Annotated in this window: 27 protein-coding genes and 1 tRNA gene; 12 read left to right on the top strand and 16 right to left on the bottom strand. The window is 68.7% G+C overall.

The window, feature by feature from the left end; genetic code table 11:
- Positions 1-270: 270 nt before the first annotated feature.
- The 3 genes from OZ671_RS14530 to OZ671_RS14520 all read right to left on the bottom strand — a co-directional run bounded on the left by OZ671_RS14530 (position 271) and on the right by OZ671_RS14520 (position 3,220).
- On the bottom strand, positions 271-585 hold the full coding sequence (locus OZ671_RS14530) for an EthD family reductase (protein ID WP_268861408.1): 315 nt from the start codon (positions 583-585) through the stop codon (positions 271-273).
- 204 nt (positions 586-789) lie between these two features.
- Positions 790-1,845: a polysaccharide deacetylase family protein gene (locus OZ671_RS14525; protein WP_268861407.1), complete on the bottom strand. Its 1,056-nt coding sequence runs from the start codon at positions 1,843-1,845 to the stop codon at positions 790-792.
- Between the two features lie 133 nt (positions 1,846-1,978).
- Complete coding sequence (locus OZ671_RS14520; RefSeq protein WP_268861406.1) at positions 1,979-3,220, bottom strand: MFS transporter; 1,242 nt, start codon at positions 3,218-3,220, stop codon at positions 1,979-1,981.
- 160 nt (positions 3,221-3,380) lie between these two features.
- Here OZ671_RS14520 and OZ671_RS14515 point away from each other — a divergent pair, with 160 nt between their 5' ends.
- The gene (locus tag OZ671_RS14515) at positions 3,381-4,181 is read left to right on the top strand and encodes an AraC family transcriptional regulator (protein WP_268861424.1); all 801 of its coding nucleotides are present in this window, start codon (positions 3,381-3,383) and stop codon (positions 4,179-4,181) included.
- A 64-nt stretch (positions 4,182-4,245) separates the two neighbouring features.
- Positions 4,246-5,439, top strand: a complete 1,194-nt coding sequence (locus OZ671_RS14510; protein WP_268861405.1) for a GNAT family N-acetyltransferase — start codon at positions 4,246-4,248, stop codon at positions 5,437-5,439.
- Between the two features lie 48 nt (positions 5,440-5,487).
- On the opposite strand, the gene OZ671_RS14505 is transcribed toward OZ671_RS14510, so the two are convergent.
- From OZ671_RS14505 to OZ671_RS14475, 7 genes are all read right to left on the bottom strand, one after another.
- A complete protein-coding gene (locus OZ671_RS14505; protein WP_268861404.1) occupies positions 5,488-6,207 on the bottom strand; it encodes an ABC transporter ATP-binding protein in 720 nt (239 codons plus the stop codon).
- A gap of 3 nt (positions 6,208-6,210) precedes the next feature.
- On the bottom strand, positions 6,211-6,987 hold the full coding sequence (locus OZ671_RS14500) for an ABC transporter ATP-binding protein (protein ID WP_268861403.1): 777 nt from the start codon (positions 6,985-6,987) through the stop codon (positions 6,211-6,213).
- Positions 6,984-7,994, bottom strand: coding sequence for a branched-chain amino acid ABC transporter permease (locus tag OZ671_RS14495; RefSeq protein WP_268861402.1), 1,011 nt, complete (start codon positions 7,992-7,994; stop codon positions 6,984-6,986). The genes OZ671_RS14500 and OZ671_RS14495 overlap by 4 nt, the downstream gene beginning before the upstream one ends.
- Positions 7,991-8,878 (bottom strand): branched-chain amino acid ABC transporter permease, encoded by an 888-nt coding sequence (locus tag OZ671_RS14490; RefSeq protein ID WP_268861401.1) that lies wholly within the window; start codon positions 8,876-8,878, stop codon positions 7,991-7,993. The genes OZ671_RS14495 and OZ671_RS14490 overlap by 4 nt, the downstream gene beginning before the upstream one ends.
- Before the next feature lie 57 nt (positions 8,879-8,935).
- Positions 8,936-10,075: an ABC transporter substrate-binding protein gene (locus OZ671_RS14485; RefSeq protein WP_268861400.1), complete on the bottom strand. Its 1,140-nt coding sequence runs from the start codon at positions 10,073-10,075 to the stop codon at positions 8,936-8,938.
- Positions 10,076-10,225: 150 nt separating this feature from the next.
- Entirely contained in the window at positions 10,226-11,449 is a 1,224-nt protein-coding gene (locus OZ671_RS14480) for an LLM class flavin-dependent oxidoreductase (protein WP_268861399.1), read from the bottom strand.
- An 82-nt stretch (positions 11,450-11,531) separates the two neighbouring features.
- Complete coding sequence (locus OZ671_RS14475; RefSeq protein WP_268861398.1) at positions 11,532-12,068, bottom strand: flavin reductase family protein; 537 nt, start codon at positions 12,066-12,068, stop codon at positions 11,532-11,534.
- A 133-nt stretch (positions 12,069-12,201) separates the two neighbouring features.
- On the opposite strand from OZ671_RS14475, the gene OZ671_RS14470 reads away from it, so the two are divergent.
- Positions 12,202-13,140: a LysR family transcriptional regulator gene (locus OZ671_RS14470; protein ID WP_268861397.1), complete on the top strand. Its 939-nt coding sequence runs from the start codon at positions 12,202-12,204 to the stop codon at positions 13,138-13,140.
- A gap of 19 nt (positions 13,141-13,159) precedes the next feature.
- Here OZ671_RS14470 and OZ671_RS14465 read toward each other — a convergent pair whose 3' ends face one another.
- The gene (locus OZ671_RS14465) at positions 13,160-15,508 is read right to left on the bottom strand and encodes a GumC family protein (protein WP_268861396.1); all 2,349 of its coding nucleotides are present in this window, start codon (positions 15,506-15,508) and stop codon (positions 13,160-13,162) included.
- A 132-nt stretch (positions 15,509-15,640) separates the two neighbouring features.
- Here OZ671_RS14465 and OZ671_RS14460 point away from each other — a divergent pair, with 132 nt between their 5' ends.
- Both OZ671_RS14460 and OZ671_RS14455 read left to right on the top strand, forming a co-directional pair.
- Positions 15,641-16,300, top strand: a complete 660-nt coding sequence (locus OZ671_RS14460; RefSeq protein ID WP_268861395.1) for a polysaccharide biosynthesis/export family protein — start codon at positions 15,641-15,643, stop codon at positions 16,298-16,300.
- On the top strand, positions 16,300-17,424 hold the full coding sequence (locus OZ671_RS14455; protein ID WP_268861394.1) for a glycosyltransferase: 1,125 nt from the start codon (positions 16,300-16,302) through the stop codon (positions 17,422-17,424). The genes OZ671_RS14460 and OZ671_RS14455 overlap by 1 nt, the downstream gene beginning before the upstream one ends.
- 101 nt (positions 17,425-17,525) lie before the next feature.
- On the opposite strand, the gene OZ671_RS32085 is transcribed toward OZ671_RS14455, so the two are convergent.
- Positions 17,526-17,744: a DUF1127 domain-containing protein gene (locus tag OZ671_RS32085; RefSeq protein ID WP_268861393.1), complete on the bottom strand. Its 219-nt coding sequence runs from the start codon at positions 17,742-17,744 to the stop codon at positions 17,526-17,528.
- 407 nt (positions 17,745-18,151) lie between these two features.
- Between OZ671_RS32085 and OZ671_RS14445 the strand changes: the two genes are divergently transcribed.
- From OZ671_RS14445 to OZ671_RS14435, 3 genes are all read left to right on the top strand, one after another.
- Positions 18,152-19,696, top strand: a complete 1,545-nt coding sequence (locus tag OZ671_RS14445) for an undecaprenyl-phosphate glucose phosphotransferase (protein WP_268861392.1) — start codon at positions 18,152-18,154, stop codon at positions 19,694-19,696.
- Positions 19,693-20,988 carry an O-antigen ligase family protein gene (locus OZ671_RS14440; RefSeq protein WP_268861391.1) on the top strand — a complete coding sequence of 432 codons (1,296 nt, stop codon included), beginning with the start codon at positions 19,693-19,695 and terminating at the stop codon, positions 20,986-20,988. Before OZ671_RS14445 ends, OZ671_RS14440 begins: the two co-directional genes overlap by 4 nt.
- Positions 20,989-21,002: 14 nt before the next feature.
- Positions 21,003-21,079, top strand: a tRNA-Pro gene (locus OZ671_RS14435).
- Between the two features lie 94 nt (positions 21,080-21,173).
- Here the strand turns inward: OZ671_RS14435 and OZ671_RS14430 are convergent.
- Positions 21,174-21,512: a YnfA family protein gene (locus tag OZ671_RS14430; protein ID WP_268861390.1), complete on the bottom strand. Its 339-nt coding sequence runs from the start codon at positions 21,510-21,512 to the stop codon at positions 21,174-21,176.
- 187 nt (positions 21,513-21,699) lie between these two features.
- On the opposite strand from OZ671_RS14430, the gene OZ671_RS14425 reads away from it, so the two are divergent.
- From OZ671_RS14425 to rpsU, 4 genes are all read left to right on the top strand, one after another.
- On the top strand, positions 21,700-22,191 hold the full coding sequence (locus tag OZ671_RS14425; RefSeq protein WP_268861389.1) for a hypothetical protein: 492 nt from the start codon (positions 21,700-21,702) through the stop codon (positions 22,189-22,191).
- A 363-nt stretch (positions 22,192-22,554) separates the two neighbouring features.
- Complete coding sequence (locus tag OZ671_RS14420) at positions 22,555-22,767, top strand: cold-shock protein (protein ID WP_268861388.1); 213 nt, start codon at positions 22,555-22,557, stop codon at positions 22,765-22,767.
- Positions 22,768-22,938: 171 nt separating this feature from the next.
- The gene (locus OZ671_RS14415; protein WP_268861387.1) at positions 22,939-23,184 is read left to right on the top strand and encodes a hypothetical protein; all 246 of its coding nucleotides are present in this window, start codon (positions 22,939-22,941) and stop codon (positions 23,182-23,184) included.
- A 32-nt stretch (positions 23,185-23,216) separates the two neighbouring features.
- Positions 23,217-23,501 (top strand): 30S ribosomal protein S21, encoded by a 285-nt coding sequence (gene rpsU, locus OZ671_RS14410; RefSeq protein ID WP_268861423.1) that lies wholly within the window; start codon positions 23,217-23,219, stop codon positions 23,499-23,501.
- Between the two features lie 170 nt (positions 23,502-23,671).
- On the opposite strand, the gene OZ671_RS14405 is transcribed toward rpsU, so the two are convergent.
- The 3 genes from OZ671_RS14405 to OZ671_RS14395 all read right to left on the bottom strand — a co-directional run bounded on the left by OZ671_RS14405 (position 23,672) and on the right by OZ671_RS14395 (position 25,227).
- Positions 23,672-23,926, bottom strand: coding sequence for a hypothetical protein (locus tag OZ671_RS14405; RefSeq protein WP_268861386.1), 255 nt, complete (start codon positions 23,924-23,926; stop codon positions 23,672-23,674).
- Between the two features lie 38 nt (positions 23,927-23,964).
- Entirely contained in the window at positions 23,965-24,792 is an 828-nt protein-coding gene (locus OZ671_RS32080; protein WP_268861385.1) for a MerR family transcriptional regulator, read from the bottom strand.
- Positions 24,793-24,912: 120 nt separating this feature from the next.
- Positions 24,913-25,227, bottom strand: a complete 315-nt coding sequence (locus tag OZ671_RS14395; protein ID WP_038311727.1) for an integration host factor subunit alpha — start codon at positions 25,225-25,227, stop codon at positions 24,913-24,915.
- Position 25,228: the final 1 nt, after the last annotated feature.

Genomic DNA, 25,228 nt, shown 5'->3' with positions numbered 1-25,228 from the left:
CTGGCGTCGTTTTCGATCTCGAAATTCACTCCGCGCGCGATATCGAGAGGCCGCAACCTTCGAGATCAGGCCATGCGGCCACCGACTCGCAAAGCGCATCCAGGTTGTCGCCGAAGCGAATTTGACGAGAGCAAGGCCGCTTTCGCTGCGGAGGCAACGACATGCTGCCGACCGCCGACCGGCTGGGCGGCGCCGTCGCCATCGACCGGCGCGCCGGCTCTATGCGGTCCCGCAACGTTCAACGGCCACCGCCCGACGCGCCGCGGCCTCCTATCCGCCGACGACTTCGCTGATCTGCACCGTGGGCGCGATGTCCGTATAGTTGGCGACGTCGGCCGCGATCTCCGCGCGGTGGGGAGCGAACGCCCGCTGGAATGTCTCCAGGCTCGGCGAGTAGACGTGGCACGCCGCGACGAACGCCGGCGCGCTTCCAGGTTCGCGACCCGCAAGCCCCTTGTCGATCTCGTAGCGCAGGCAGGCATCGCCGAGCCGTTCCTTGATCAGCGGCATGTGGCTGGTGCGGTAGTAGTCGTGATCGAACTTCGAGCCGCCCTCGGCCGGATAATAGACACTCATCTTGATCATGATCGGGCTCCTGCCTGGCCGCCTCTCCGGGCGTCCGAACGGCCTCTCTAGCTCACCCGACCACAAAGCGCATGCCGATTTTGGCTCCGCCGCGCGAGCCCCGCGCGGCGGGCGCGGTCGCAGCGCTCGATGACCGGCGCCCTGAAATCGGTCAACGCGCAGCACCGACGCCGGCCGTTGACGCGCGCGAGACCTCGACGAAGATCACGCCGCATTGACCTTGCGAAAGCCGTTGAACAGGGCGAAGGCGGCCCCGGACAGCAGCACGTCGAGATAGCGCAGCGACTGGAAATGGCCGTTGAGCGACACCCTCGGCAAGGCCGTGAGATGCGCGCCATGCTCGGCATAGAGCAGGCCCGGCCGCGTCGTGACCGCTGTCGCGAAGCCGGCCTCGCGGGCAAGCGTGAACTCGCGCTGGCCCGCCGAGGTCGGATCGCCGACCGGATAGGCGAAATGATCGACCGGCCGTCCAAGGCGCGCTTCGATCAGCGCCTTCGAATGGACCATTTCGGCCCGCGCGGTCTCGACCGGCCATTTTGCCAGCATGTAGTGGTGCACGCTGTGCGCGCCGAAGGTGACGAGCGGATCACGGCCGAGCTCGGCCACTTCGTTCCAGCTCATGCAGAGCTCGGCGCAGCCCCAGTGCGGGCCGAGCCCGGCCTCGGCCGCGAGCGCGCGCACCACCGCGCGCAATTCGGCTTCGGTCAGGGCGCGCAGCCACCAGTAGATCTGCTGGTAGGCGGCCGTCTTGGCCGCCGCTCCCGTGCAATCGAAGCGGATGTCGCGGCCGCGCATCGAGAGCGTCACGCTGTCCCGCCGGCGGATCGCCTCCTCCAGCAGCAGCCACCACAATTCGCCCCGGCCCTCCATATAGGCCGTGGGCAGGTAGATGGCGAACGGCACGCCGTGCCGCTTCAGCACCGGATAGGCATGGACGAGATTGTCGCGATAGCCGTCGTCGAAGGTGATCGCGACGAACGGCTGCGCCGCGCCGCCGGCCGCCAGGCGCCCGGGCACGGCGTCGAGGGCGATGATCTCGAAGCCGCTCGCCCTTACCCGCTCGATCACCTGTTCCAGGAAATCAGGCGTGACTTCGAGCAGGGCATTGGGCGCGAATTCGCGCGGCTCCGCCGGGCGCACGTGATGCAGCATCAAGATCGCGCCGGCGCCGCCGACGACCGGCCGCAGAGCCCGGTGCGCGCCCGAGAAATACAGCGCCTCCAGACCGGCCCGATAGACCGACATGCGAATGCCGCTCATGGCGATCCATCAATCCCTGGCCGGCAGAGCCGGACGCGTCCCCGCTTGCGTCCGCCATCCTGCCGGCCATTGATTGAGATTTCGTAGAAACGCTTACATCCGGAAACAATTCTCGCGCGCCGGTTGCAGGCGCCTAGGCGGCCTGCGCCCGCAGCGCCTTGGCGCGCGCCTCCTCCATGTCGGGCAGGAACACGGTGAGCAGCCCGACCAGCGGCAGGAACGAACAGGCCCAGTAGACATATTCGATGCCCCTGACGTCGGCGAGCGCGCCGAGCACGGCCGCGCCGATGCCACCGATGCCGAAGGCGAAGCCGAAGAACAGGCCGGCAATGAGCCCGACCTTGCCCGGCACCAGTTCCTGGGCGAACACGATGATGGCCGAGAAGGCCGAGGCCATGATGAGGCCGATCAACACGGTGAGCACGGCGGTCGCGACCAGCCCGCCGGCATAGGGCAAGGCCAGCGTGAAGGGCAGCGCGCCGAGGATCGAGCCCCAGATCACCACCTTGCGGCCGAAGCGGTCGCCGATGGGTCCGCCGATGATGGTGCCAACCGCCACGGCGCCGAGGAACAGGAACAGGAGAAGCTGGGAATCGCGCACCGAAACGTCGAACTTTTCGATGAGATAGAAGGTGTAGTAGCTCGTCAGGCTCGACATGTAGACATATTTCGAGAAGACGAGGATGCCGAGCACGGTCAGCGCCAGAACCACCTTGCCGCGCGGCAGCACGGCGGCCGCGGCGATCGCCGGGCGCGCCGCGATGGTCGCGCGCTTGGCCCGGTACCAGGTGCTCACCTGCCAGAGCACGACCATCGCCAGCAGCGCCGCCATCGAGAACCAGGCGATGCTGCCCTGGCCGTAGCGCAGCACCAGGAAGGCGGCGAGCAGCGGCCCGACGGCCGAGCCGACATTACCGCCGACCTGGAACAGCGACTGGGCCAGGCCGTGCCGGCCGCCCGAGGCCATGCGCGCGACGCGCGAGGATTCCGGATGGAACACCGCCGAGCCCATGCCGACGAGCGCCGCCGAGACGAGCAGCAGCCAGTAATGGTGCGCCACCGCCAGCAGGATCAGCCCGACCAGCGTGAAGCCCATGCCGAGCGGCAGCGAATAGGGCTGCGGCCGCTTGTCGGTATAGAGCCCGATGGCCGGCTGGAGCAGCGAGGCGGTGACGTTGAACGTCAGGGTCAGTAGGCCGATCTGGCCGAAATCGAGCCCGAAATCGGATTTCAGCATCGGATAGATCGCGGTCAGCAGCGACTGCATCATGTCGTTGAGCAGATGGCAGAAGCTGAGCGCGGCAATAACCTTGAAGGCGGTATTGTCGGCGGCCGCCGGTGCGGTCGCGGAAGGCGGGGTCACGGAATGCTCCATTGTCGAGAGAGCCGGCGTCTCACGCGGCGCGGCTGGTTCGGGGTGCGACAATAAGCCTTGCACGCTGACCTGCTTGCGTGATCTGGTCTAGATCTTTCGCGAGTGGGCCAATCCCGTGCAACGACCCGACCACAGGCGCTTTTCCAGCCCCGGCCGCGACATGGACCGCGAGCGGCGGGCCTGGCTCGAACGGTCCGAAGGCCAGACCATCGCGCTGGCGAGCGACTATCCGCGCGGCTACGTCGTCTCCCTGCACCGCCACACCCGCGCCCAGCTGCTCTATGCGCTGACCGGCGTCGTCATGGTGACGACCCATATCGGCCGCTGGGTGGTGCCGGCGGGCGACGCCCTGTGGATCCCCGCGGGCGTCGAGCATGCCGTGGAAATGCTCGGCGCGGTCAACATGCGCTCGGTCTATGTCCGGCCCGACGCCATCGAGGGCCTGCCCGAGACCATCCGCGTGATGGCGGTGACCGATCTGATGCGCAGCCTCATCGTCGAGGCCGCGACGCTGCCGCTCGACCATGAGCCGATGAGCCGCGCCGGCCTGGTGCTGGCGCTGATGACGCAGGAGATCCCGCGGCTGCCGGTGCAGCCGCTCGGCCTCGCCTTCCCGGCCGAGCCGCGGCTTGCCCTGCTCTGCCGCGGCTTCCTGGACAATCCGTCCTCGCAGGTGCGCATCGACGACTGGGCGAAGCGGCTCGCCATGAGCCGGCGCGCCTTCACCCGCACCTTCCGCAGCCAGACCGGCCTCAGTCTGTCGGCCTGGCGCCAGCAGGCCTGCCTGTTCGCGGCCCTGCCCCGGCTCGCCGCCGGCGAGCCGGTGACCAGCGTTGCGCTCGACCTCGGCTATGACAGCGTCCCGGCCTTCACCACCATGTTCAAGCGCATGCTGGGCGCGCCGCCGAGCCGCTATCTCGGCCGCGGCCCGGCGGCTGCGGAGCCGCAGCCCGGCTCGTGACGGCCACAACCTGTTGTTGAGACCTCGCTGCTATCGTTCGCGTCCCTGGCCCCCGGACGCGCGGATGACGACGACCATCGAACCGGCAAGACGATGCGACCATGCCAGTCCGGCGGCCGCGTCCTGGAGCGTCACGGTCGCGCCGGACCTGGCGGAAGCCGGCAAGGCCTGGCAGGCGCTCGAAGCCGATGCCGTGTTCAGCGCCTATCAGCGGCACGACTGGTGCGCGGCCTTCCTCGCGACCATCGGCGCCGGCGCGACGCCCTGCCTTGCCGTCGTCGGCGATGCGGACGGACAGCCGCAGGGCCTGCTGCCACTCGCCATCACCGACGAGCACGGCCTCGCCGTGGCCGGGTTCATCGGCGGCAAGCATTGCAATTTCGGCATGGGGCTCTGGCGCGCGGCCTTCGCGGCGAGCCTCACCGCGGCCGATCTCGACGCCATCCTGGACAGCGTGGCCCGGCAGGCGCCGCGGCGGATCGACCTGTTCCGCCTTGCCAGCCAGCCGGCGTGCTGGGACGGCCTTGCCAATCCCTTTCGCCTTCTGCCGCACCTGCCGGCCGCATCCGACGGCTATCATCTCCGTCTCGGCGCCGATGCCGAGGCCGTTCTCGCCGGCGCCGTCTCGCCCGCGGCACGGCGCAAGCTGCGCAAGAAGGAACGGGCCCTCGCCGCCCACGGCCCTGTCGAACTGACGAAGGCCCGCACGTCGGACGAAATCGATCGCTTCACGGACAGTTTCCTCGCCCTGAAGGCCACGCGCTGCCGAGCCCAGGGCATCACCGACGCCTTTGCGGTCGCCGGTGCCCGCGCCTTCATCGTCGACGGCGCGACCGGCCCGGCAGGCGGAGTTCCGCCCGCGATCACGCTGTTCGCCCTGACCGTGGCCGGCGAGCCCGTCGCCGTGTTCGGCGGCGCTGCTGCGCGCGGCCGGTTCTCCGGCATGTTCACCGCCGTCACCTCGGGACCGCTGGCACGCCATAGCCCCGGCGAGATCCTTCTGCACAAGGTCGTGCGCGCCTGCTGCGACGACGGTCTCGACACGTTCGATCTCGGCGTCGGCCGGGCACGCTACAAAGCAAGTCTCTGCGCCGGGACAGATGCGCTGTTCGACCAGTACGTGGCCGTCACCTGGCGCGGCCAGGCTGCGGCGGCCGCCCTCGGCGCGGCGGTCAGGCTGAAGCGGCAGGTCAAGGACTCCGCCCGTCTCTGGCCGATCGTCGAAGCCTTCAGGCGCGCGCGCGCCCGTCTCGCCTAGCGCCGCCGCCGGCGCCGCAAGCCCGATCGCGCCGGCCTGCCTCAGGTCTCACGCCCCGAGATAGGCCCGCTTCAGACCGTCGCCCGCCATGATGCCGCGCCAGCGATCCGGGGCGATCGCGTCCACCACCCGGCCGAGCTTCATCACATAGGCCCGGTCGGTCGCCTCGCTCGCCAGCTGCGCGTTCTGCTCGACCAGCAGGACGCTGACGCCCTCCTCGCGGATCCGGGCGATGACGCCGGTCAGGCTCTTGACGATCTTGGGCGCCAGCCCCGTGGACGGCTCGTCCAGGATCAAGAGATCCGGCTGGAGCAGCAGCGCTCGCCCGATCGCAACCATCTGCTGCTCGCCGCCGCTCAGGAGTTCGACATGGGCGTCGAGCCGCGCCTCCATGAACGGGAACAGGGCGAGGATGCTGTCGAGCGTGAAGCGCCGGTCGCTCGCGGCACGCCGGTCGCCCTCGCCCGCCGCAAGGTCCAGATTGGTCCTGACCGTCAGCTCGCCGAACAGCCGGCGGTTCTCCAGGACCACGGCGATGCCGCGCGCGGCGCGGCGATGCGGCGGCTCGCCATGGATCGGCCGGCCGTCCTTGCGGATCTCGCCGCCGCGCACCGGATTGAGCCCGCAGATCGCGCGGACCAGCGTGCTCTTGCCGGCACCGTTCGGGCCGATGACGGCGACCGCCTCGTTGGCCTTCACCTCGAGGCTGACCTCGCGCAGCACGGTGATCGCGCCATAACCTGCGGTGATGTTGTCGACCGACAGCATGGCTCAGGCTCCAAGATAGGCTTCGCGCACCCGCGGGTCGGCCTGCACCGCCGCGAAGTCGCCGCGCGCGATGATCTCGCCGAAGCACAGCACGTTGACCGCGGAGGACACGCTCATCAGGTCCATGTCGTGGGAGACGAGGAAGATGGTCATGCCGTCCTGGTTGAGCCGGACGAGCATGCGGCGCAACTGCTCGGTCTCCTCGGCATTGAGGCCGGACGACGGCTCGTCGAGGCACAGCAGGTCAGGCTCCGCGATGGCGGCGCGCGCCAGCTCGACGAGCCGCTGCTGGCCGACCGGCAGGTCGCCGGCGCGCCAGTCGGCCAGTGCGGCGAGGTCGAAGCGCGCGAGGGTCTTGTCTGCCTGCACCGCGAGCCGGCGCCTTTCGGCCCGCGACGACGGCAGGCCGAGGAGATTGGCCAGGAAGCCGCTGCGGCCGAGCTTGTGGCAGCCGGCGATGAGGTTCTCGCGCACGGTCAGGTGGCTGAACACCTGGGGCGTCTGGAAGGTGCGCACGAGGCCCGCGCGACTGCGCGCGGCGACCGAAGCGCGGACGATGCCGGCGCCGCGGAACCGCACGGCGCCGGTATCGGGCGCCAGGAAACCAGAGAGGATGTTGAACAGCGTGCTCTTGCCGGCCCCGTTCGGCCCGATCAGGCCGGTGATCCGGCCCTTGGGGATGTCGAGCGTCACGTCGCGCAGGACGGACAGGCCGAAGAAGCCCTTCGAGATGCCACTGAGCTGCATCAGCGCGGCGCCGTCGCCTTGAGGGACACTCATGGCCGCTCCTCGCCACCGGAACCGGCCAGACGCATGAACCGCGCCTTGACCCAGCCGCCGATGCCCTGCGGCAGGAAGATCACGGTGAGGACGAGCGCCCCCGCGAACAGCAGCGGATGGACGTCGCCGAGCTTGCTCAGGAGGTTCGGCGCGAGCGTCACGAAAGCCGCGCCGAACAGCGCTCCGGCCACCGTCTGCACCCCGCCGATCACCGCCAGCAGCAGGAAGCTCACCGCCCGGTCGATGCCGAAACTGTCGACGCTGATGAAGGAGACATAGTGGGCGAAGAGGCTGCCAGCGAGCGAGCCGACCATCGCGCTGAGCATGAAGACCTTCACCTTCAGCCGGTGCACGTCGACGCCCAGCACCATGGCCGCCTGGGGGGCGTCGCGCATGGCGCGCATGGCAAACCCTGCGCGCGAGTCGAGCAGATTGTAGTGCAGCCAGAACACCACGGCCGCCACGATCCAGACGAAATAATAGAAGCGCTGCGGCGTGTTGAGCGACAAGCCGAACAGCGTGATGCGCGGAATGCCGCCGATGCCGAGCGTGCCGCCGGTGATCCAGTCCCATTCCAGGAACAGGACATGCCCGATGGTCGCCAGCGCGAGGGTCGCCAGGGCCAGGAAGTGGCCCGACAGGCGCAGGATCGGCCAGCCGAGGCAGAACGCGGTCAGGCCGGATATCGCCATGCCGCAGGCGAGCCCGGCCGGCCAGGGCCAGCCGAAATGGGTCGCACCGTAGGCGCTCGCATAGGCGCCGATGCCGTAGAACACGCTCTGCGCCAGCGAGATGATGCCGCACTGGCCGAGCAGGAAGGCCACGCCGAGCCCGGCAATGGCGTAGAGCGCGGTGAAGACCATGAGGTCGACGGTGCCGCGCGAGGCGACCATCGGCAGCGCCGCCCAGGCGGCGAGACCGGCGACCGCGACGAGGGCGAGGACGGCGCTGCGGGTCCGCGGCCGTGCCGCCGCCGTGCGCGCCAGCGAGATCGGTTCGACGCTCATCCGCCGGCCCTCCCCCTGCGGCCGAGAATGCCGTTCGGCACCGCGACCATGATCAGGATCAGGAAGGCCATCGCGATGACGTCCTTGTAGCCCGACGAGACGAAGACGATGGCGAGTGCCTCGACGATGCCGAGGGCAAGGCCCCCGACAATGGCGCCGAAGGGATTGCCGAGCGTGCCGATGATCGCCGCGGTGAACCCCTTGAGGGTCAGCAGCAGCCCCATTTCATAATGCAGGGTGATCAGCGGCGACACGAGCACACCGGCGATGCCGCCGACCGCGCCGCCCAGGACGAAGGTCAGCGTGCGCATCAGCGGCACGTTGATGCCGATCGTCGCCGCCCCTTCCGCGTCGATCGAGGCCGCCATGATCGACTTGCCGATGAAGGTCTTCGTGTAGAACAGCCTGAGCGCGATGACGACCAGGATGCTCGAGACGATCAGCCAGACCGCGTGGACTCGGATGGCCGCATCGAAGACATCGAGCGAGGCGCTGCCGCCGATCCCCGCGACCGGATGCGAGTCCCGGCCGAAGAACAGGAGCGTCGCCGCCGACACGGCGAAGGCGCCGCCGAGCGTCACCAGGAGGAACGAATCCTCGGTGCCGCCGCGGTGCTTGGTCGGGCGCACCAGCAGGAGCTCGACCGCCCAGCCGACCGCCGCGCCGGCGACCATGCCGCCGGCGAAGGCGAGAAGCGTCGGCGCGCCGAGCCGCTCCATGGCGAGATAGGCGGCGATCCCCGCCACCAGGGCGAAATCGCCCTGCATGGCGTTCACCACCCGGGTGCCGCGGTAGATCACCGAAATGCCAAGGCCGATGAGGCCGTAGACGAAGCCGTTGGTCACGCCTGACAACAGCGATTGGATGAGAAGCGTCGTGGTCATCGGGCCATGGACTGCAGGAGAAGCAAAGGGCGGGCGCCGCGCCGACGCCCGCGCGGCTCAGGCGGCCACCTTGAACGGCAGGCGCGTGAACTGCTGCTTGACGAGCTTGGAATAGACATAGCTCGTCAGGCCGATGCCGGTGAGGTCGTCCTTCGAGAAGTCGTAGCTCGCCATCACGCCCTTGAACGGCTGGCGCATGGCGGCCGCGATCGCCGCCTTGTCGGTCGGCCCGGCCTTCTTCAGCGCATCGGCGACGATGTGCACGGCGTCCCAGCCGGCTGCCTCGTAGTTTTTCGGCAGCGAGCCATAGGCCTTCTGATAGAGCTCGACGAAGGCCTTCTGGTGCGGCTCCGGATCCTCGCCGACCAGGAATTCCGGGAAGACGATATCGTCGGCGAACTCGCCCATGCCGCGCACATAGTCGTAGGGAGAGGAGCCGATGGCCGAGATGATCGGCTGGGTGATCTTGACCTGCCGGGCGCCGCGGAACGGCACCGGCGAGGTCGCCACCACATAGACCGCCTCGGGCTGGGCGGCGCGCACCTTGGCGGCCTGGGTCGAGACATCGGTCGCGCCCACCTCGAACTTCTCGACGGCGACGAAGTCGACGCCATAGTCGCGCGCCATGCCGCGCAGGCTGGTATAGACGAGCTGGCCGTAGCCGGAATCGTGCAGCACGCCGATCTTCTTGAAGTTCTGCGCCTTGGTATATTCGAGCATCGCCTTGGCGTTGAGCGGCTGCGGCGGCAGGACGTGGTAGAGCGACTTGTAGTTCAGCTCGATCGCCGGACCGAGGCCGGTCAGGGCGACCTGCGCCATCTTCTCGCCGTCGGTCAGCGCGGCCATGGCGCCGGTGCTGGCGGTCAGCGAGCCGCCAATCATCGCCGCGACCTTCTCGTTGAAGATCAGCGCCTCGGCCTTGCTCTTGGCGATGTCCGGCTTGGAGCCGTCGTCCTCGATCAGGATCCGCAAGGGGCGCCCGCCGATGCCGCCGGCCTCGTTGATCATCTTCTCGGCGAGCTGCATGGCCGAGCGCTCGGCCTGGCCGAGCCCCGCGCCCGGGCCGGTCAGGCACAGAACGGCGCCGACCTTGATCGGATCGGTGCCCTGGGCCCTGGCGACGAAAGGCGCCGGCACCAGCGCCGTGGCGCCGGCGGCCGCGATGAGCCGGCGGCGTGATAGATGGAATGTGGTCATGGTGTCCTCCCGGGGCGCTGCGGCATCTGCGGCCGCTTTGAACGCGAATGGTGATAGTCCGACTATGGGCTCGCCGAGCCGATTTCCTTCCTCGATTGCCGTATGGAGGCTATGCGGGGCGACGGCCGGCGCCGCCCCGCCGTCCCCGGCTCATTCGGCGGCCGCGCGGAATTCCGGCGTTTCCAGTTCGGGCAGCACCTCGCGCATGAACAGGTCGAGCTCTTCCAGCATCACCTCTTTCGGGCACTGCGCCCAGTGCCAGATCAGCGTGATGTATTCGCACGGGGCCTGGTCGTAGATCCGCCGCCAGACGTCCTTGTTGTCCTGCAGCGTGCCGCCGATGAACAATTCGCTCTTCTTCATGCCCTCGACGAGCGTGGCATCGTCGCCCTGCGGCAGCTGCGGGAAGAACGGCCCGTAGAAGTTCCTGTAGATGTCGAGGTCGTATTTGCGCAGGCGCTCGTCGAACTCGGCGCGCGTCGCGGTGACATGCGGAAAGCGTACGATGTTCTGGCGTTCGCCGAGCTGGAAATCGTAGCCCGCGCGGCGCGCGACCTCGTGATAGAGCCGGACGCCGTCCGCGACCTGGGCCACCGGCGAGAAATAGGTCGGGTTGAAGCCGCGGCGCGCGCAGAACTCGACGCTCTCCTTGCTCTTGGTCGTGGCGACGAAGAGCGGCGGATGCGGCCGCTGGTAGGGTTTCGGCACGACGGCGATCTGGGCGACCCGGCCCTGGTCATCCACCTCGCCGACGACGCCCGCCTCGCGCGCCGTGCGCGCCGCCGGATAGCCTTCGATGCCGCTGATCGGATAAGGCGCCTTGTAGGTCGGGCCATCCAGCACGACCGCGTCCTTGGTCCAGCAGGCGATGAGCTGGTCGACGCGTTCCTCGAAGACGTCTCGGTTCTTCTGGTCCGAGGCGCTGCCGTCGGAGACGGTGGCGACCGACCCGGCCCACTGGCCGAGCACGTTGGCCCAGCGCGACTGGTAGCCGCGCGCCACGCCGACCCAGTAGCGACCCTTGGTGAGGTGGTCGAGGATGGCGGTCTCCTCGGCGACGCGGATCGGATCCTGCGTCGCCATGACATAGCCGATCGCGCCGACATTGATGGTCGAGGTCTTGGCCGCCCAATAGGCATTGAGAATGCCGGGATTGGGCCCGACCTCGTAGCCCTCGGAATGGAAATGATGCTCGATGGTCGAGGCACCCCAGACGCCCATCCGTTCGGCCGCCAGCACGACGTCGGTCCATTCGTGGACGATCCACTGGTACATGTCGCGGTCGACGCCCATCGGGCGCTGCTTCACCCGGTCCTCGAAGCCGTCGCTCGGAAACATCGGATAGAGCTGGAGAATGACCTTCGGCCGCGCCATGCGCGCCTCCCTTTCACTGACTTTTTTCGACAAATCCTAGACCGCTTGCCGGATCCTGAGATCAAGGCACCGGCTATGGGTGTTATTGGTTCGCGCTATAGGCGGCAGGAGCGGCCAGCCGGCACATGGCGCCGGCGTGGAAGATCAGCGGCCGTCTGTCCGCCGCGAGGCTGAAGGCCTCGACCTGCCCGACGAAGATGACATGGTCGCCGCCCCAATGCCGGCAGAGCGTGCGGCATTCGAAGCGGGCGGCGGCGTCCGGCAGCACCGGCAGGCCGCCGGGCCCCTCCTCGACCGCGATGCCGGCGAAACGGTCGATGCCCGAGCGCGCGAACTGGCGCGCCAGCGGCTCCTGGTCCTCGGCCAGAACATGGACCGCGAAATGGGTGGCGTCCACGAAGGCGGCATGGCTCGAAGAGCTGCGCGCCAGGCTCCAGAGGATCAGCGGCGGATCGAGGGACAGCGAGCTGAACGAGTTGACAGTGACCCCGCTGCGGTGGCCGCGAGCCCCGGTGGTCACGACGGTGACACCCGTGGTGAAACGGCCGAGCGCGTCACGAAAGGCGCGCGGGTCGAGGCAGGCCGCGCTCCCCTCCTCCTTCAACGCCGGATATCCCATGGAGCCTCCCGATGGCTGCCGCCGCCCCTCCCTCGGGTCGCGGCCTCAAGCGATGAGACGCAGACTGGGCGGTTCCACACCCCTTGAGAATGCGATAAGAGACGATGCCAGTTATAGGCAGAGGGTATAGGCGGTGGACCTCCGACACATCACGGCCTTCGTCGCGGCCTATGAGGAAGGCAGCATCAACCGCGCGGCCCAGCGGCTGAACCTCGCGCAGCCGAGCGTCAGCGGCATCCTCAGGGACCTCGAGGCGGAGATCGGCGGCCCGCTGTTCGAGCGGCTGGCCCGCGGCTCGCGGCCGACCATTGCCGGCGACACCTTCTACAAGCATTGCCTGCGCGTGCTGGCCGAGATCGACGCCGCCCGCAAGGCGGTGACCAACGGCGCCGACCGCGTCGCCGGGCCTGTCCATATCGGCCTTGCCCCGACCGTCGCCAAGGGCCTGATGCCGCGCTTCATCGCCGGCTATCTCGCTGACTATCCCGACGTGCAGCTGCGCGTCGCCGAAGCCTTCTCGGGCCCGCTCGCCGAATGGACCCTCTCAGGCGAGGTCGATTTCGCCGTCGTCGCCGTGCCGCCGGTCGACCGGCGGCTGGTCATCCGGCGGCTCGCGCCCGATCCGATCTTTCTGATCTCGGCGGCCGGCGGGCTTGCGGCGACCACCACCGGGCCGCTCTCCGCCATGGCGCCACTGAAGCTGGTCATGCCCTCGCCGCGCAACGGCCTGCGCATCATGCTCGACCGCTACATCCACGCGGTCGGCCTGCCGATCGACCGGCTGATCGAGGTCGACAGCCTTCACGGCACGCTGGAGGTGGTCAAGCGCAGCGACTGGGTCACGCTCCTCTCGATCACCTCGATCCTGCGCGAGCTCGACCGCGGCGAGCTCGCGGCACGGCGCACCGACCCGCCGGTCGACCTGGAATTCTATCTGATCCACCCGGCACGGCGCGCCCTCTCGGCCGCTGCCGCCCTGTTCGTCGCGCGGCTGGAACAGGCCTTCTGCGTATCGCAGGCCGAATGGGCCCACCTCGTCGCCGACGAAACCGTCAGCGCGACGATCCGCTAGGGCGCGACGATCGGGATCGCTAGGCCGCCGCGACCGCCGCCTCGGCCACGGCCAGCATGACCGTGATCGGGTTCAGGCGCGCCGCCTCGGCCGCCGCATAGGCGGCGAGCACCGCCGGATCCTCGGCGGTCGAATGGCCGATGATGACGGCATCGCTGGCAAAGGCGGCGACGCGCTCGAAGCCCGGCCCATCGGCGGCAAGCTGGCCGACCAGGATGAGCACGACGTCATAGGTGCGGGTCAGCGCGCCGACCGCGAACGATAGGCGCTCGTCGTCGGTGACCGCCGGACCGCCCGGCAGGCGCTGTCCGAGCGGCACGAGATGCGCGCGCGAGGCCGGATCGCGGTGGATGATCTCGGCGAAGGAGGTGCGTTCGCCAAGCAGATCGGCAAGACCCGGCGCGCCGTGTCCGGCCAGCGCCGACAGCGCCGCATTACCTTCGTCGAGGTCGATCATGACGACGCGCCGGCCGCCGTTCGCGAACTGGCGGGCGAGCGCCAGCGTCACGCCGGTGGCCGCAAGGCCGGGCGCCGTCGCCATCACCAGGCTGCGCCGCACCGGCTGACCGGTGGCGTCGAGCCGGGCCGCAAGGCCGCTGATGCTCTGCACCGGTTCGCCATCCGTGGTCTGAACCTCGGCTTCCGCCTCGGCTTCGGTGCCGGCGAGATCTTCGGCGAGGTCGTGCTCGAAAGCGCTGCTGTCGCTGTCGATGCCGCCAGCGGGGTCACCGGCCTGCGGACGCGCGCCGTCGGATGGCGCGGCGGCTTCGGCCGAGGCCGCAGGCATCGCCGCCGCCATGATCGGCGCGGCCGTGATGTGGCCGGGATCGGCCGCCCGCCGGGACGCATGAACCGGAGCAGCCCCCGGCGCTTCGATCCTGATGTCCGCGCGGAGCGGCGTCTCGGGCTCGGCCAGATCCTGCTCCGGATCCTCCGCGCCCGCGGTCCGCTGCCCCTCGCCGTTGAGCAGCGCGCCGGTCGCCACGCAGCCGAGCGCCAGCAGCATCGTGCCAAGCGTTGCGATCAGCATGGTCGGCAGCTTCTTCGGATAGGCCGGAACGCTCGAAATGGCCGCGCGGGAGATGATGCGGGCATCGGGCGGCGCGGCATTGACGCTGTCGCGTGTCGTGGCGTCGCGATAACGCGCCAGCAGCGCCTCGAGCTGGTCGCGCTGCGATTTCGCCTCGCGCTCCAGCACCCTGAGCTGCACCTCCTGCTCGCTCGCCTGGCTCGCCTGGCGCTTGACCTGGTCGAGGGTCTGGCTCAGCGCCTCGACCCGGGCGCCGGCAAGGCGCGCGTCGTTTTCGAGAACCCGCACGAGCTTTTCCGCCTCGGTCCGGATCTGGCCGTCCAGGCCGGCCAGCTGGGCGCGCAGCTCGGCCATCCGCGGATGGCGCGGTCCGAGCGTGGAGGCCTGTTCGGCAAGCGCCACCTGGACCGAGGCACGCTGCTCGTTCAGCCGCCGCATGATCTCGGAATTGACGACATCACCCGATTCGATCGGCCTGCCGGCGCGCAGGAAGTCGCGCAGCAGGCGGGCGCGTGTCTGGGCGTCGGTCTGCTGCGCCTTGGCGGTCGCGATCTGGCTGTTGACCTCGGCGAGCTGCTGGGCGGTGAGGCTGGTATTGTTGGCGCCGACGAACAGATTGGCGCGGGCGCGGAAGCTCTCGACCCGGGCCTCGGCCTCCTCCACCTTGCCGCGCAGGCCGTCGATCTCCGTCGCCAGCCACTGCGAGGCCGAACGGGCCTGCGCGCGCTTGTTGGCCCGCTGGGCATCGAGGAAACGCTCGGCCACGGCGTTGGCGGCATCAGTCGCCAGCTGCGGATCGTGCGATTCGAACTGCACCGCGATGATCCGCGACTTGTCGACCTGATAGGCGGTGAGCTTTTCGAAATAGCTGCGCATCACCCGCTCGTCGGTGGTCATGCGCAGCGGATTCTCGGCGAGGCCGAGCAGGATCAGCACCTGCTTCACCGGGTTGATGCCGCGCAGGACCGGATCGAATTCCGGACGCTTGGCGAGATCGAGCTCGCCCGCCACGGCGCGCTCGATGTCGCGCGACATGACGACCTGCACCTGGCTCTGCACCGCCTCCTGGTCGATGGTGGCACGGTCTGCGCTGCCGCGGTCGCCCTCCGAGCGCGTATAGGCGTTGTCGCCGCTCTCGACCAGGATACGGGCTTCGGAGCGGTAGGTCGGCGTCGTCAGGTTGACCGCGACGAGGCTGCCGGCCAGCGCCAGGGCCGAGGGCACGACGACCCACAGCCGGCGCGCCCAGATCGCCCGGCCGAGCGCGGCGAGATCAAGCTCGCCGCGCGGCGCAGCCCCCTCCTCCGCCGGCCGCTTGTGGCCACCAAACCCACGCATCAAAGGCACCTTGAACTGCTGCAATTCAGCTTAGCATAAGAAATCATTAGGGTTGCCATCGTGTTAACGGCACTGGCGGCGGCGGGACCCGCGTTGGGCTTTTCTTAACCACGTCGACGCATGATCCCCGCCATGAAAGACCGACAGGATCAGAGGTCGCGCGTGATGCGCCAGTTCATCGTGCTCACGACGACGGCCGTCGTTGCGCTGATGCTGGGCGGCTGCGCGCCCGGCGCCGGGCCCGGCACTCTGGTCGACACGACCCGCGGCGTGGTCGGCCCGCTCAATGGCGAGGCCGGCACGGTGGTGCCGCACGAGGCGATCGCGCCGCAGGGCCCCTATCTCCTCGACACCGGCGACCGGCTGCGCGTCGTCGTCTACGGCCAGGACGGGCTGACCAATGCCTATGCCGTCGACGCGACCGGCAACATCACCATGCCGCTGATCGGCTCGCTGCGCGCCGCCGGCCGCTCGACCCAGACGCTCGGCACCGAAATCGCCGCGAAGCTGCGCGGCGGCTATATCCGCGATCCCAGCGTCTCGGTCGAGGTGGAGACCTACCGGCCCTTCTTCATCATGGGCGAGGTCGCCGCAGGCGGCCAGTTCCCCTATGTCAGCGGCATGACCGTGCAGAATGCCGTGGCGATCGCCGGCGGCTTCACCCCGCGCGCCAATCGCTGGAACATCGAGGTCACGCGCAAGGTCAACGGCCAGCTCTACCGCGCCGACGTGCCGCCGACGCACCCGCTGATGCCCGGCGACACCGTCGTCATCCGCGAACGCTGGTTCTGATGAACCTCGCCGTCCTGCATGTGATGCGCTCGCCGGTCGGCGGGCTGTTCCGTCACGTCGTCGATCTTGCGCGCGAGCAGACCGCGCGGGGACATCGCGTCGGCCTCGTCGCCGACGCCTCGACCGGCGGCGCGCGGGCCGACGCGCTGCTGTCCTCGCTGGCCGGGGAGCTCGCGCTCGGCGTCACGCGTATCGCCATGAGCCGCGAGCTCGGTCCCTCCGACTGGTCGGCGGCGCGGCATGTGGCGCAGAAGCTCGCCGCCCTCGATGTCGACGTCGTCCACGGCCACGGCTCCAAGGGCGGCGCCTACGCCCGGCTCGTCGGCGGCCGGGCGCTGAAGGTCTACACGCCGCATGGCGGCAGCCTGCACTATCGCCGCTCGACCCCGGTCGGCTTCGTCTATCTCGGCCTGGAGAGGCTGCTGGCGGCGCGGACCGACCTCTTCCTGTTCGAGAGCGACTATGGCCGCGACGCTTTCCGCGCCAAGGTCTGCGAGCCGCGCGGCCTCGTCCGGGTCGTTCACAACGGTGTCGGCCCGGACGAATTCGAGCCGGTGGCGCACGGCGAAGCTGGCAGCGCCATCACCGACCTCCTGTTCATCGGGGAGTTGCGCCGGCTGAAAGGCGTCGACGTGCTGATCGAGGCGCTGGCCGCCCTGGCCGAGCGCGGCCGCCGGCTGACAGCGACTATCGTCGGCGCCGGCCCGGACAGCCAGGCCTTCCAGGACCTCGCCGCGAAGCGCGGCCTCGTCGGCTCGATCGTCTGGCCCGGCCCGTTGCCGGCACGCGCCGCTTTCGCCCGCGGCCGGCTGATGATCGTGCCCTCGCGTGCCGAATCGCTGCCCTATGTGGTGCTGGAAGCCGCCGCCGCCGGCCTGCCGCAGATCGCGACCGCGGTCGGCGGCCTTGCCGAGATCTTCGGGCCGGATGCCGGCCTTCTCGTCGCCCCGGGCGATGCCGCGGCGCTCGCGGCGGCCATTGCGGCGCGCCTCGACGACCCGGCCGAGGCCAACGCGCAGGCGGTCAGGCTGCGCGAGCGTGTGCGCGGCGCCTTCTCGGTGACGGCCATGACCGATGGCGTTCTTGCCGCCTACCGCGACGCGCTGGCGCAGCGCCCGCGCTGATTTCGTTTTTCCACCCACCCCAAAAAGCATCGCCCCGCGCCGGGCGGACCGGCGCAGGGCGATGAGCGAACAGCGTCGGTGCGGGTCGCCCCGCCTCGCGCTCAGCGGCCGTAGCGGGCCACCCGCGCGATGTCGTCGCGGCTGATGCCGATGTCGCGCAGCGCGTGGTCGCTCAGGGTGCGCAGCTCGGCGGCGGTGCGGTGGGCCGCATAGGCCTCGGCAAGCGCCTCGAAGAGCTTGACGGCCTGAGTCTGGACGCGGGCCAGGAGGCCGTCGCCGGCATTGTGCACTGCATCAGAGTGAAGGGTCGAGAGGGACATGTCATTCTCCAGGATCGAGTTTGTTTTTGGAAAGGACGTCGACGGACCGAACCGCCTCGTTCGCCCCGTTAGTATCCTGCGATTGTGAAGATGTTCGGACGCGACCGATCAAAGTTTTTGAAGGCCGGGATCAATTATTACAAGAACGGTTTCTATTGTTTCAGTTCGTGATCGCGACGACTTATCGCGGCCCTGAATTGAGGCTTTTTCCCGGTGACGGTGCGGATTGTCGGAGATCTATTAATTCGCGATTAACAATAGGTTTATGACGCAGCGCAGCATGACCGATTCCGCCGGGACGGCACCCGCAAACTCAAACCAAAAGCAACACTTGCCACCCTAGGCTGCAGCGGCACGAGGGGATCGGCGATGTCCGCCGAGGCTCGCGCAAGGCAAGAGATGCCATCATGCTGGGCTTCACGGGGCGGGACATCATCAAGGCCGTCGAGGCGGGAGCCGACGGCGCGGCCCAGGCCGGCGCCGACGGCCCGCGCCGCCCCCTGCCGGAACGTGCGGCCAGGATCGCCGAGGAGGCTGTCGGCACCGCCTATTCGCCGGTCGTGCTCGGCGGCTTCATCCGGCTGATCGAATTCGTGCTCGTGCTGTCGCTCGGCGCGACCATCTATCTCGGCTGGGTCTACCCGACCTACGGCGTCCAGTGGCCGTCGACCGTCGGCCTGTTCGGCCTTGCCATGCTCGCGCTCTTCGCCTTCCAGGCGGCCGGCCTCTACGATGTCCACGTCTTCCGCACCCATGTCGCCCAGTTCGGACGGCTGCTGGTGGCCTGGACACTGGTCTTCCTGGTGGCGACCGCGGTCGCCTTCTTCGCCAAGGCGGGCGACGAGCTGTCGCGCGTCTGGCTCGGCTCCTGGTACCTCGTCGGCCTCGTGCTGCTCGCACTGTTCCGCACCGGCCTTGCCCATGTCGTGCGCACCTGGTCGCGCGCCGGACGGCTGCAGCGGCGCGTCGTCATCGTCGGCGGCGGCGAGGCGACCGACGAGCTCATCGGCTCGATCCAGGCGCAGAAGGACAGCGACGTCAGCCTCTGCGGCACGTTCGACGACCGCTCCGACGATCGCTCGCCGGCCAACCCGACCGTGCCGAAGCTCGGCACGGTCGACGATCTCGTCGAATTCGCCCGACGCACCCGCGTCGACCTGGTCATTGTCACCATTCCCATGAGCGCGGAAACGCGCGTCCTGCAGATGCTGCGCAAGCTCTGGGTGCTGCCGGTCGACATCCGGCTCGCCGCCCATTCGGGCAAGCTCCGGTTCCGGCCGCGCGCCTATTCCTATATCGGCAACGTCCCGGTGCTCGACGTCTTCGACAAGCCGATCCAGGACTGGGACGTGGTGCTGAAATGGGTCTTCGACAAGATCGTCGGCACCCTGGCGCTGATCGCCCTGTCGCCGCTGCTGCTCGCCACCGCCATCGCCGTGAAGCTCGATTCCAAGGGTCCGGTGTTCTTCCGGCAGAAGCGCTACGGCTTCAACAACGAGCTGATCGAGGTCTTCAAGTTCCGCTCCATGTACACGGACAAGAGCGACGCGACGGCGGCAAAGCTCGTCACCAAGGGCGACCCGCGCGTCACCCGGGTCGGCCGCTTCATCCGCAAGACCTCGATCGACGAGCTGCCGCAGCTCATCAATGTCGTGTTCAAGGGCAACCTGTCGCTCGTCGGCCCGCGTCCGCATGCCGTGCACGCCAAGGCAGCGGACCAGCTCTATGACGACGTCGTCGACGGCTACTTCGCCCGCCACAAGGTCAAGCCCGGCATTACCGGCTGGGCCCAGGTCAACGGCTGGCGCGGCGAGACCGACACGCAGGAGAAGATCCAGCGGCGCGTCGAGCACGACCTCTACTACATCGAGAACTGGTCGGTGCTGTTCGACCTCTACATTCTCGCCAAGACGCCGCTGTCGCTGGCGCGCCATCACGAGAACGCCTTTTGAGCACCGCCCTGCCCGCCCCGGCCGCCGCGATCGACATCGCCGGGCGCCGGCGGCCGCCGCTGAGCCTCGTCGTCGGCGAAGGCCTGCGCCTGCGCCTGCTCTGGCTGATGATGATCGGCGGCGCCTTCGTCTTCGCCGAGCCCTCGCCCTACGAGATCGGCGCGCTCGTCACCATCGGCGCCTTCGCCGTCACCGGCGCCATCGCTCTGCGGCCGGCGCTGATGCCCGTCGTCTTCGTGCTGATCGTCTATTGCCTCGGCCTCACCATCTCCTCGGTGCAGGTGATGAGCGATGCCAAGGTGGTGCCCTGGACCGCCGTCTCCTGGTACCTCGCGGTCACCATGGTGTTCTTCGCGGCGGTTCTCGCCGACAACACCGGGGCGCGGCTCGACGCCATCGTGCGCGGCTGGACGCTCGCGTCGCTGATCGCGGCGCTCGCCGGCATATCGGGCTATTTCCGGCTCTTCCCCGCCGCCTTCGATCTCTTCACGCTCTATGGCCGCGCCAAGGGTACCTTCAACGACCCCAATGTCTTCGGACCGTTCCTGATCTTCCCGATGCTGATCGCCATGCAGGCCTTCCTGCGCGGCGGCGCCGGCGCCATGCTGCGTGCCGGCGCCCTGCTCGGCCTGCTCACCATCGCGCTGCTCCTGTCGTTCTCGCGCGGCGCCTGGGCGCATTTCGTCGTATCGGCGGCGATCATGGTGGCGCTGATGTTCATCACCGCCGAAAGCCGGGCGGAGCGCTGGCGCATCGTGCTCGTGGTGGCCGCAGGCCTCGTCGTCGCCGCCGCCTTCGTGCTGGTGCTGCTGTCCATCGACCGCGTCGCCGACCTCATGCGCGAGCGGGCCAATTTCAACCAGTCCTACGACAACGGCCCGATGGGCCGGTTCGGCCGGCATGCCTATGGCTGGCAGCTGGCGCTCGACCGGCCGCTCGGCCTCGGCCCCCTGCAATTCGCCAAATATTTCGTCGAGGACGTGCACAACGTCTATCTCGACTCGTTCATCGCCGGCGGCTGGATCGCCGGTACCACCTATCTGGTGCTGGTCGGCATGACCCTGTTCGCCGGCATCTTCGCCAGTTTCAAACGCACGCCATGGCAGGCGACCGCGCTTGCCGCCGTCGCGACCTATTGCGGCCTCGCCTTCGAGGGCAAGATCATCGACACCGAGCACTGGCGCCATTTCTGGGTTCTTTCGGGCGTGATCTGGGGCGTCGCGCTGGCCAACCGCAACAGCCCGTTGGATATTCGGCTCGGCCGGCTTGCGGCGCGCGGCGAAAACGCCTAAATCCCGCTCACGGTCGGAGTGTAGCGCAGCCCGGTAGCGCACTTGCATGGGGTGCAAGGGGTCCCGAGTTCGAATCTCGGCACTCCGACCAGTTTCCCTTCCCCTTGATGTTTCAGGTCAATCCCGGCCGCGTCCGTGGCCGGACGCCTTGCGCAACGGCGCAGGCCGGGCGGATTCCCGGCCGTTCAGGCCCCCCGCGGTCCGAGCAGGATGATGGCCGCAGCAACGAGCGCAACCGCTCCGCCCGTCAGGTCCCAGCGATCCGGCGCCTGCCCTTCGGCAAGCCACAGCCAGACCAGCGAGGCGACGATGTAGATGCCGCCATAGGCCGCATAGGCGCGGCCCGCGTGATCGCTCGGGACGAGGGTCAGGAGATAAGCGAAAAGGATGAGCGAGGCGATGCCGGGCGCCAGCCAGAGGATGGACTTGCCCTGGCGCAGCCAGGCCCAGAACGCAAAACAACCGGCGATTTCCGCGACCGCCGCCCCGGCGAAGGCGAGGATGATGCTGATCGAATAGGTCATCGCTGCAGCGTGCCAGATTCCCGGCTCCGGTGAAGCCGCGGCGCCGCGCGGCGAACCCCGCCTTGCGCCAGACCGCAACGGCCAGACGGCGCAACCCTCGAACGATCGAGGCGTTGCTTATCGGCAGGCTGGCTCCCGATGGCCGGGGCCAGGCCTCGTCCCTCAAGCTCCGCCTGGTTCAGTGCCCATGGTGCAACGTGCATGGTCCATCGCCGCTTGCTGCGCGATGATCTTCATTCTGTCCGGCTGCGGCGCCTATGAGGCCCGCCTGGCCCAGTTCGCCCGCTACCGGCTCGCCGGGCTCAGCCAAGGCGACATCCGCATGTGCGCGGGCATGCCGAACAGCACGGCGCCGGACGGCCGCGGCGAGATCTGGATGTATGAGCACGGCGGCACGACCCCCGGCGGCATGGTGGCGCCCGGCCTTTCGGTGCCGACCCCGACCGGCCCGGTCTCGATCGGCGTCGCGACCGACGGTTATTGCCGCGTTCAGATTCGCTTCGTCGACGGCAAGCTGGTCGAGGTCGACTATGCCGGCCAGACCAGCATCGGCGCCGCGCGCGATGCCTTCTGCGCCCCGATCGTGCAGAGCTGCCTCTGGCGGAAGGAGCGGATGGAGCAGAACACGGCTCCCCGACGCCAAGGCGGCGCCCGAAGCCCGACGGCCGGCGCGCACTGAGCGCCGCTCCCTCCGCGGACGACAGGCGCCGAGGCAGCGCGCACCGGGCGATGCCGTGTCGCCGGCCTGGAAACTCCGTTCAGCGGCGGGCCACTACGCGGGACGGATCGCCTGCGAGTGTCGATAAAGCCAGCCCGAGACTGGTTTTTCTCGTTACAATGACAGTAGCCCCAAAAACGCCTCAAAATATTGTCCTTGAAATTTTCATATTGTACGTTTATCAAGGAAAGACGTTTCGGCCTTTCTCCTTGGCTGCGCGTCGAAAAATTCGCGACGCACGCTGATCAAAAACCCTCGAAAACGTATCGCTCGATCGCCCTTCGGCTCGAAGGGCGGTGCTTTCATTTATCCAGAGGACGACCAATGCAAACTGGAACCGTGAAATGGTTCAATTCCCAGAAGGGTTTTGGCTTCATTCAGCCTGACGATGGCGGCTCCGACGTCTTCGTCCATATCAGCGCCGTCGAGCGGGCCGGCATGTACGGCCTCAACGAAGGCCAGAAGATCTCGTTCGAGGTCGTCGCCGACCGCCGCACCGGCAAGTCGGCCGCCGACAAGCTGACCGCCGTCGGCTGAATTTCATGCGCCCTTGCATGCCCGACCGCGGATGTACCGGCGGCCATGCGAACCGCGCGAAGGGCTTCGGTGGGGTCTGCATGAAGACCCCACCGGGCCGCGAACGGATGTGATGTCTCCTGCTGGCGGCCTGCACGGGCAGCGTCCGCCGGCGCCCGCCGGGAACCAGCGATGACGCGTGCCGGACTCAAGTTGTTCATGTTCAAGTCGGACGCGAAGCCCGGCCTCTACAGCTTCGCAGCCGACGGCCGGGGCACCAAGCTGCCGGAACGCCTCGGGCCCTGGACGAGTTATGGCATCGTCCGCCCCGAGGAGCGCCCGCCGCACGGCATGAGCCGGAACGCCATCGAAGCGGGCATTTCCGAACACGGCTTCCAGCTGTGGCGGAAGAAGGAGACCGCGCCGACCACGAGCTGACTTCACCCTCCCCACAGAAAGCAGAGGACTACATGCAGGTTTTGGTTCGGGACAACAACGTCGATCAGGCTATGCGCGTACTCAAGAAGAAGATGCAGCGCGAAGGCATCTTCCGCGAGATGAAGCAGCGCAAGGCCTACGAAAAGCCCTCCGAACGCAAGGCCCGCGAAAAGTCCGAAGCCATCCGCCGGGCGCGCAAGGCCGCCCGCAAGCAGGCGCAGCGCGACGGCCTGCTGCCTGCGCCGAAGGCCAAGCCGCGGCCGCAGAACCGGGCCCGTCCCGCCGTCACCGCCGCTCCGCCGCCGGCCAAGGCCTGACGCCGCGCCGCTCGACCAAGCTCCTCTCCCTGCGCCGCCGGCGATCTCGGCTCGGTCGAGACCGCGCGGCGGCCGCTGCCTGCGCCCGGCGCCGCACCCGCGACCTGCTCGGCCAGCACGCCGGACCTGCAGGGCCGGGCTTCCGCCGTTGCCGGACAGTCGATCAGCCCTCAGCCCTTGCGCGCCGCCAAACGCTTGCCTGCATAATAGGTGCCGCCGGCAAAGGCGAAGAGGCCGGCGAGAGCGGCGAAGGTCATGCGCTTGGTGGCATTGTCCCGGACGACCGGCCGCACCATGACCGAGCCCAGCTGCGCCGCCGCATGGTCCGGCCCGCGCAAGGCGTGAAAGGTGACGACACCGCCGGACGCGGCGAGGCCGACGAGCAAGCCGGCCGCCAGGGCCTTCGGATTGAAGAAAGCATGCATGGTCCTGGCCATTTCCCGAGGCGGCGCGCAGATCGGCGTCAGCGGGCCGCGAAAGCCTGATCGAGCCGGCGGCGGCACTCGGTCAATTCGTTGAGTGCGGCCTGCAGCCTGCGGATGTCGTCGGTGGCCAATTGCCGCACGGGGGCCGGCCGCGGGGGGCCGCCGACGGGACCCGGCCCGCCGGTCTCGACGCGGGATATGCCCTGCCGGGGCGCCGAACCGGCCGCGGCCCAGGGCGGGCTCGGCTCGCTCATGGTCCGGGTCGGCGCGCCGCTGCGCTGCGGCGGCGCGAAGTCCCGCTGGCCGGCCGTCTCGGCCGCGTCGGCCTCGTCCTCGCCCCGGTCCATGCCGGAACCGGGCTCTCCGTCGTCCTCGGCAAAGCCGGGCTCCGTACGCTCATAGGGCGCGCCGCCATGGTCGGCCGCCTCGCCGCGCAGGCCCGGAATGAGCCCCTTCAGGCTGGCCCTGAGCCCGCCCGGCGCAGGCCGATCCTCCGGCACGCGATCATGATGATCGCGATCGGCGCCTGCCTCCTCGCCATGATCCGGGGCGACGACCTCCGGTCCGCCCGGCTTCGGCAGCGCCGCACCGCCCTCGCCGCGGCCCAGCGCCTGGATCGACTTGACCCCGTTTTCCTTGATGATCCGCTGCACGCCGCGGATCGTATAGCCTTCGCCATAAAGCAGATGGCGAATGCCCTTGAGCAGGTCGATATCCTCGGGACGGTAATAACGCCGTCCGCCACCTCGTTTCAGCGGCCTGATCTGGGCAAACCGCGTTTCCCAGAAGCGCAGGACGTGCTGAGGCAGATCGAGATCTTCGGCGACCTCGCTGATCGTGCGATATGCGTCCGGTGCCTTGTCCACTCAAGCGAACCAATTGTTGCGGAACCTCGATCCCTAGCCGGGACCGGCGGCGGAACGGTGACGGATTCGTGACCGCTCGACAATCCAAAACGCAAAAAAGGTTCGGCCGCAGGCGGCGGCTCAGTCCTTCAGGCCGGTGGTGCTCTGGCCGTTGATCTGGGCTTTCAGGATGTTCGAGGGCTTGAACACCATCACCCGGCGCGGCGCGATCGGCACTTCCTGGCCGGTCTTGGGATTGCGGCCGACCCGCTCGCCCTTCGAGCGCACGACGAAGGAGCCGAACGAGGACAGCTTCACCGTCTCGCCTTCGGCCAGGCAATCGGTGATCTCTTTCAGGACCAGTTCGACGAGCTGCGCCGATTCGGTCCGGGACAGTCCCACCTTCTGATAGACAGCCTCGCACAGATCCGCGCGCGTGACGGTTTTGCCCGTCATG

It is taken from the genome of Phreatobacter sp. AB_2022a, from assembly GCF_026847585.1.
Lineage (GTDB): Bacteria > Pseudomonadota > Alphaproteobacteria > Rhizobiales > Phreatobacteraceae > Phreatobacter.
This window is presented reverse-complemented; position numbering and strand designations above follow the sequence as displayed.

What these genes read in the sequence shown, in the direction of transcription:
- OZ671_RS14530 (WP_268861408.1), bottom strand. Translation starts at nt 585, where the DNA reads ATGATCAAGATGAGTGTCTATTATCCGGCCGAGGGCGGCTCGAAGTTC.
- OZ671_RS14525 (WP_268861407.1), bottom strand. Translation starts at nt 1,845, where the DNA reads ATGAGCGGCATTCGCATGTCGGTCTATCGGGCCGGTCTGGAGGCGCTG.
- OZ671_RS14520 (WP_268861406.1), bottom strand. Translation starts at nt 3,220, where the DNA reads ATGGAGCATTCCGTGACCCCGCCTTCCGCGACCGCACCGGCGGCCGCC.
- OZ671_RS14515 (WP_268861424.1), top strand. Translation starts at nt 3,381, where the DNA reads ATGGACCGCGAGCGGCGGGCCTGGCTCGAACGGTCCGAAGGCCAGACC.
- OZ671_RS14510 (WP_268861405.1), top strand. Translation starts at nt 4,246, where the DNA reads ATGACGACGACCATCGAACCGGCAAGACGATGCGACCATGCCAGTCCG.
- OZ671_RS14505 (WP_268861404.1), bottom strand. Translation starts at nt 6,207, where the DNA reads ATGCTGTCGGTCGACAACATCACCGCAGGTTATGGCGCGATCACCGTG.
- OZ671_RS14500 (WP_268861403.1), bottom strand. Translation starts at nt 6,987, where the DNA reads ATGAGTGTCCCTCAAGGCGACGGCGCCGCGCTGATGCAGCTCAGTGGC.
- OZ671_RS14495 (WP_268861402.1), bottom strand. Translation starts at nt 7,994, where the DNA reads ATGAGCGTCGAACCGATCTCGCTGGCGCGCACGGCGGCGGCACGGCCG.
- OZ671_RS14490 (WP_268861401.1), bottom strand. Translation starts at nt 8,878, where the DNA reads ATGACCACGACGCTTCTCATCCAATCGCTGTTGTCAGGCGTGACCAAC.
- OZ671_RS14485 (WP_268861400.1), bottom strand. Translation starts at nt 10,075, where the DNA reads ATGACCACATTCCATCTATCACGCCGCCGGCTCATCGCGGCCGCCGGC.
- OZ671_RS14480 (WP_268861399.1), bottom strand. Translation starts at nt 11,449, where the DNA reads ATGGCGCGGCCGAAGGTCATTCTCCAGCTCTATCCGATGTTTCCGAGC.
- OZ671_RS14475 (WP_268861398.1), bottom strand. Translation starts at nt 12,068, where the DNA reads ATGGGATATCCGGCGTTGAAGGAGGAGGGGAGCGCGGCCTGCCTCGAC.
- OZ671_RS14465 (WP_268861396.1), bottom strand. Translation starts at nt 15,508, where the DNA reads ATGCGTGGGTTTGGTGGCCACAAGCGGCCGGCGGAGGAGGGGGCTGCG.
- OZ671_RS14460 (WP_268861395.1), top strand. Translation starts at nt 15,641, where the DNA reads ATGAAAGACCGACAGGATCAGAGGTCGCGCGTGATGCGCCAGTTCATC.
- OZ671_RS14455 (WP_268861394.1), top strand. Translation starts at nt 16,300, where the DNA reads ATGAACCTCGCCGTCCTGCATGTGATGCGCTCGCCGGTCGGCGGGCTG.
- OZ671_RS32085 (WP_268861393.1), bottom strand. Translation starts at nt 17,744, where the DNA reads ATGTCCCTCTCGACCCTTCACTCTGATGCAGTGCACAATGCCGGCGAC.
- OZ671_RS14445 (WP_268861392.1), top strand. Translation starts at nt 18,152, where the DNA reads ATGCTGGGCTTCACGGGGCGGGACATCATCAAGGCCGTCGAGGCGGGA.
- OZ671_RS14430 (WP_268861390.1), bottom strand. Translation starts at nt 21,512, where the DNA reads ATGACCTATTCGATCAGCATCATCCTCGCCTTCGCCGGGGCGGCGGTC.
- OZ671_RS14425 (WP_268861389.1), top strand. Translation starts at nt 21,700, where the DNA reads ATGGTGCAACGTGCATGGTCCATCGCCGCTTGCTGCGCGATGATCTTC.
- OZ671_RS14420 (WP_268861388.1), top strand. Translation starts at nt 22,555, where the DNA reads ATGCAAACTGGAACCGTGAAATGGTTCAATTCCCAGAAGGGTTTTGGC.
- OZ671_RS14415 (WP_268861387.1), top strand. Translation starts at nt 22,939, where the DNA reads ATGACGCGTGCCGGACTCAAGTTGTTCATGTTCAAGTCGGACGCGAAG.
- rpsU (WP_268861423.1), top strand. Translation starts at nt 23,217, where the DNA reads ATGCAGGTTTTGGTTCGGGACAACAACGTCGATCAGGCTATGCGCGTA.
- OZ671_RS14405 (WP_268861386.1), bottom strand. Translation starts at nt 23,926, where the DNA reads ATGCATGCTTTCTTCAATCCGAAGGCCCTGGCGGCCGGCTTGCTCGTC.
- OZ671_RS14395 (WP_038311727.1), bottom strand. Translation starts at nt 25,227, where the DNA reads ATGACGGGCAAAACCGTCACGCGCGCGGATCTGTGCGAGGCTGTCTAT.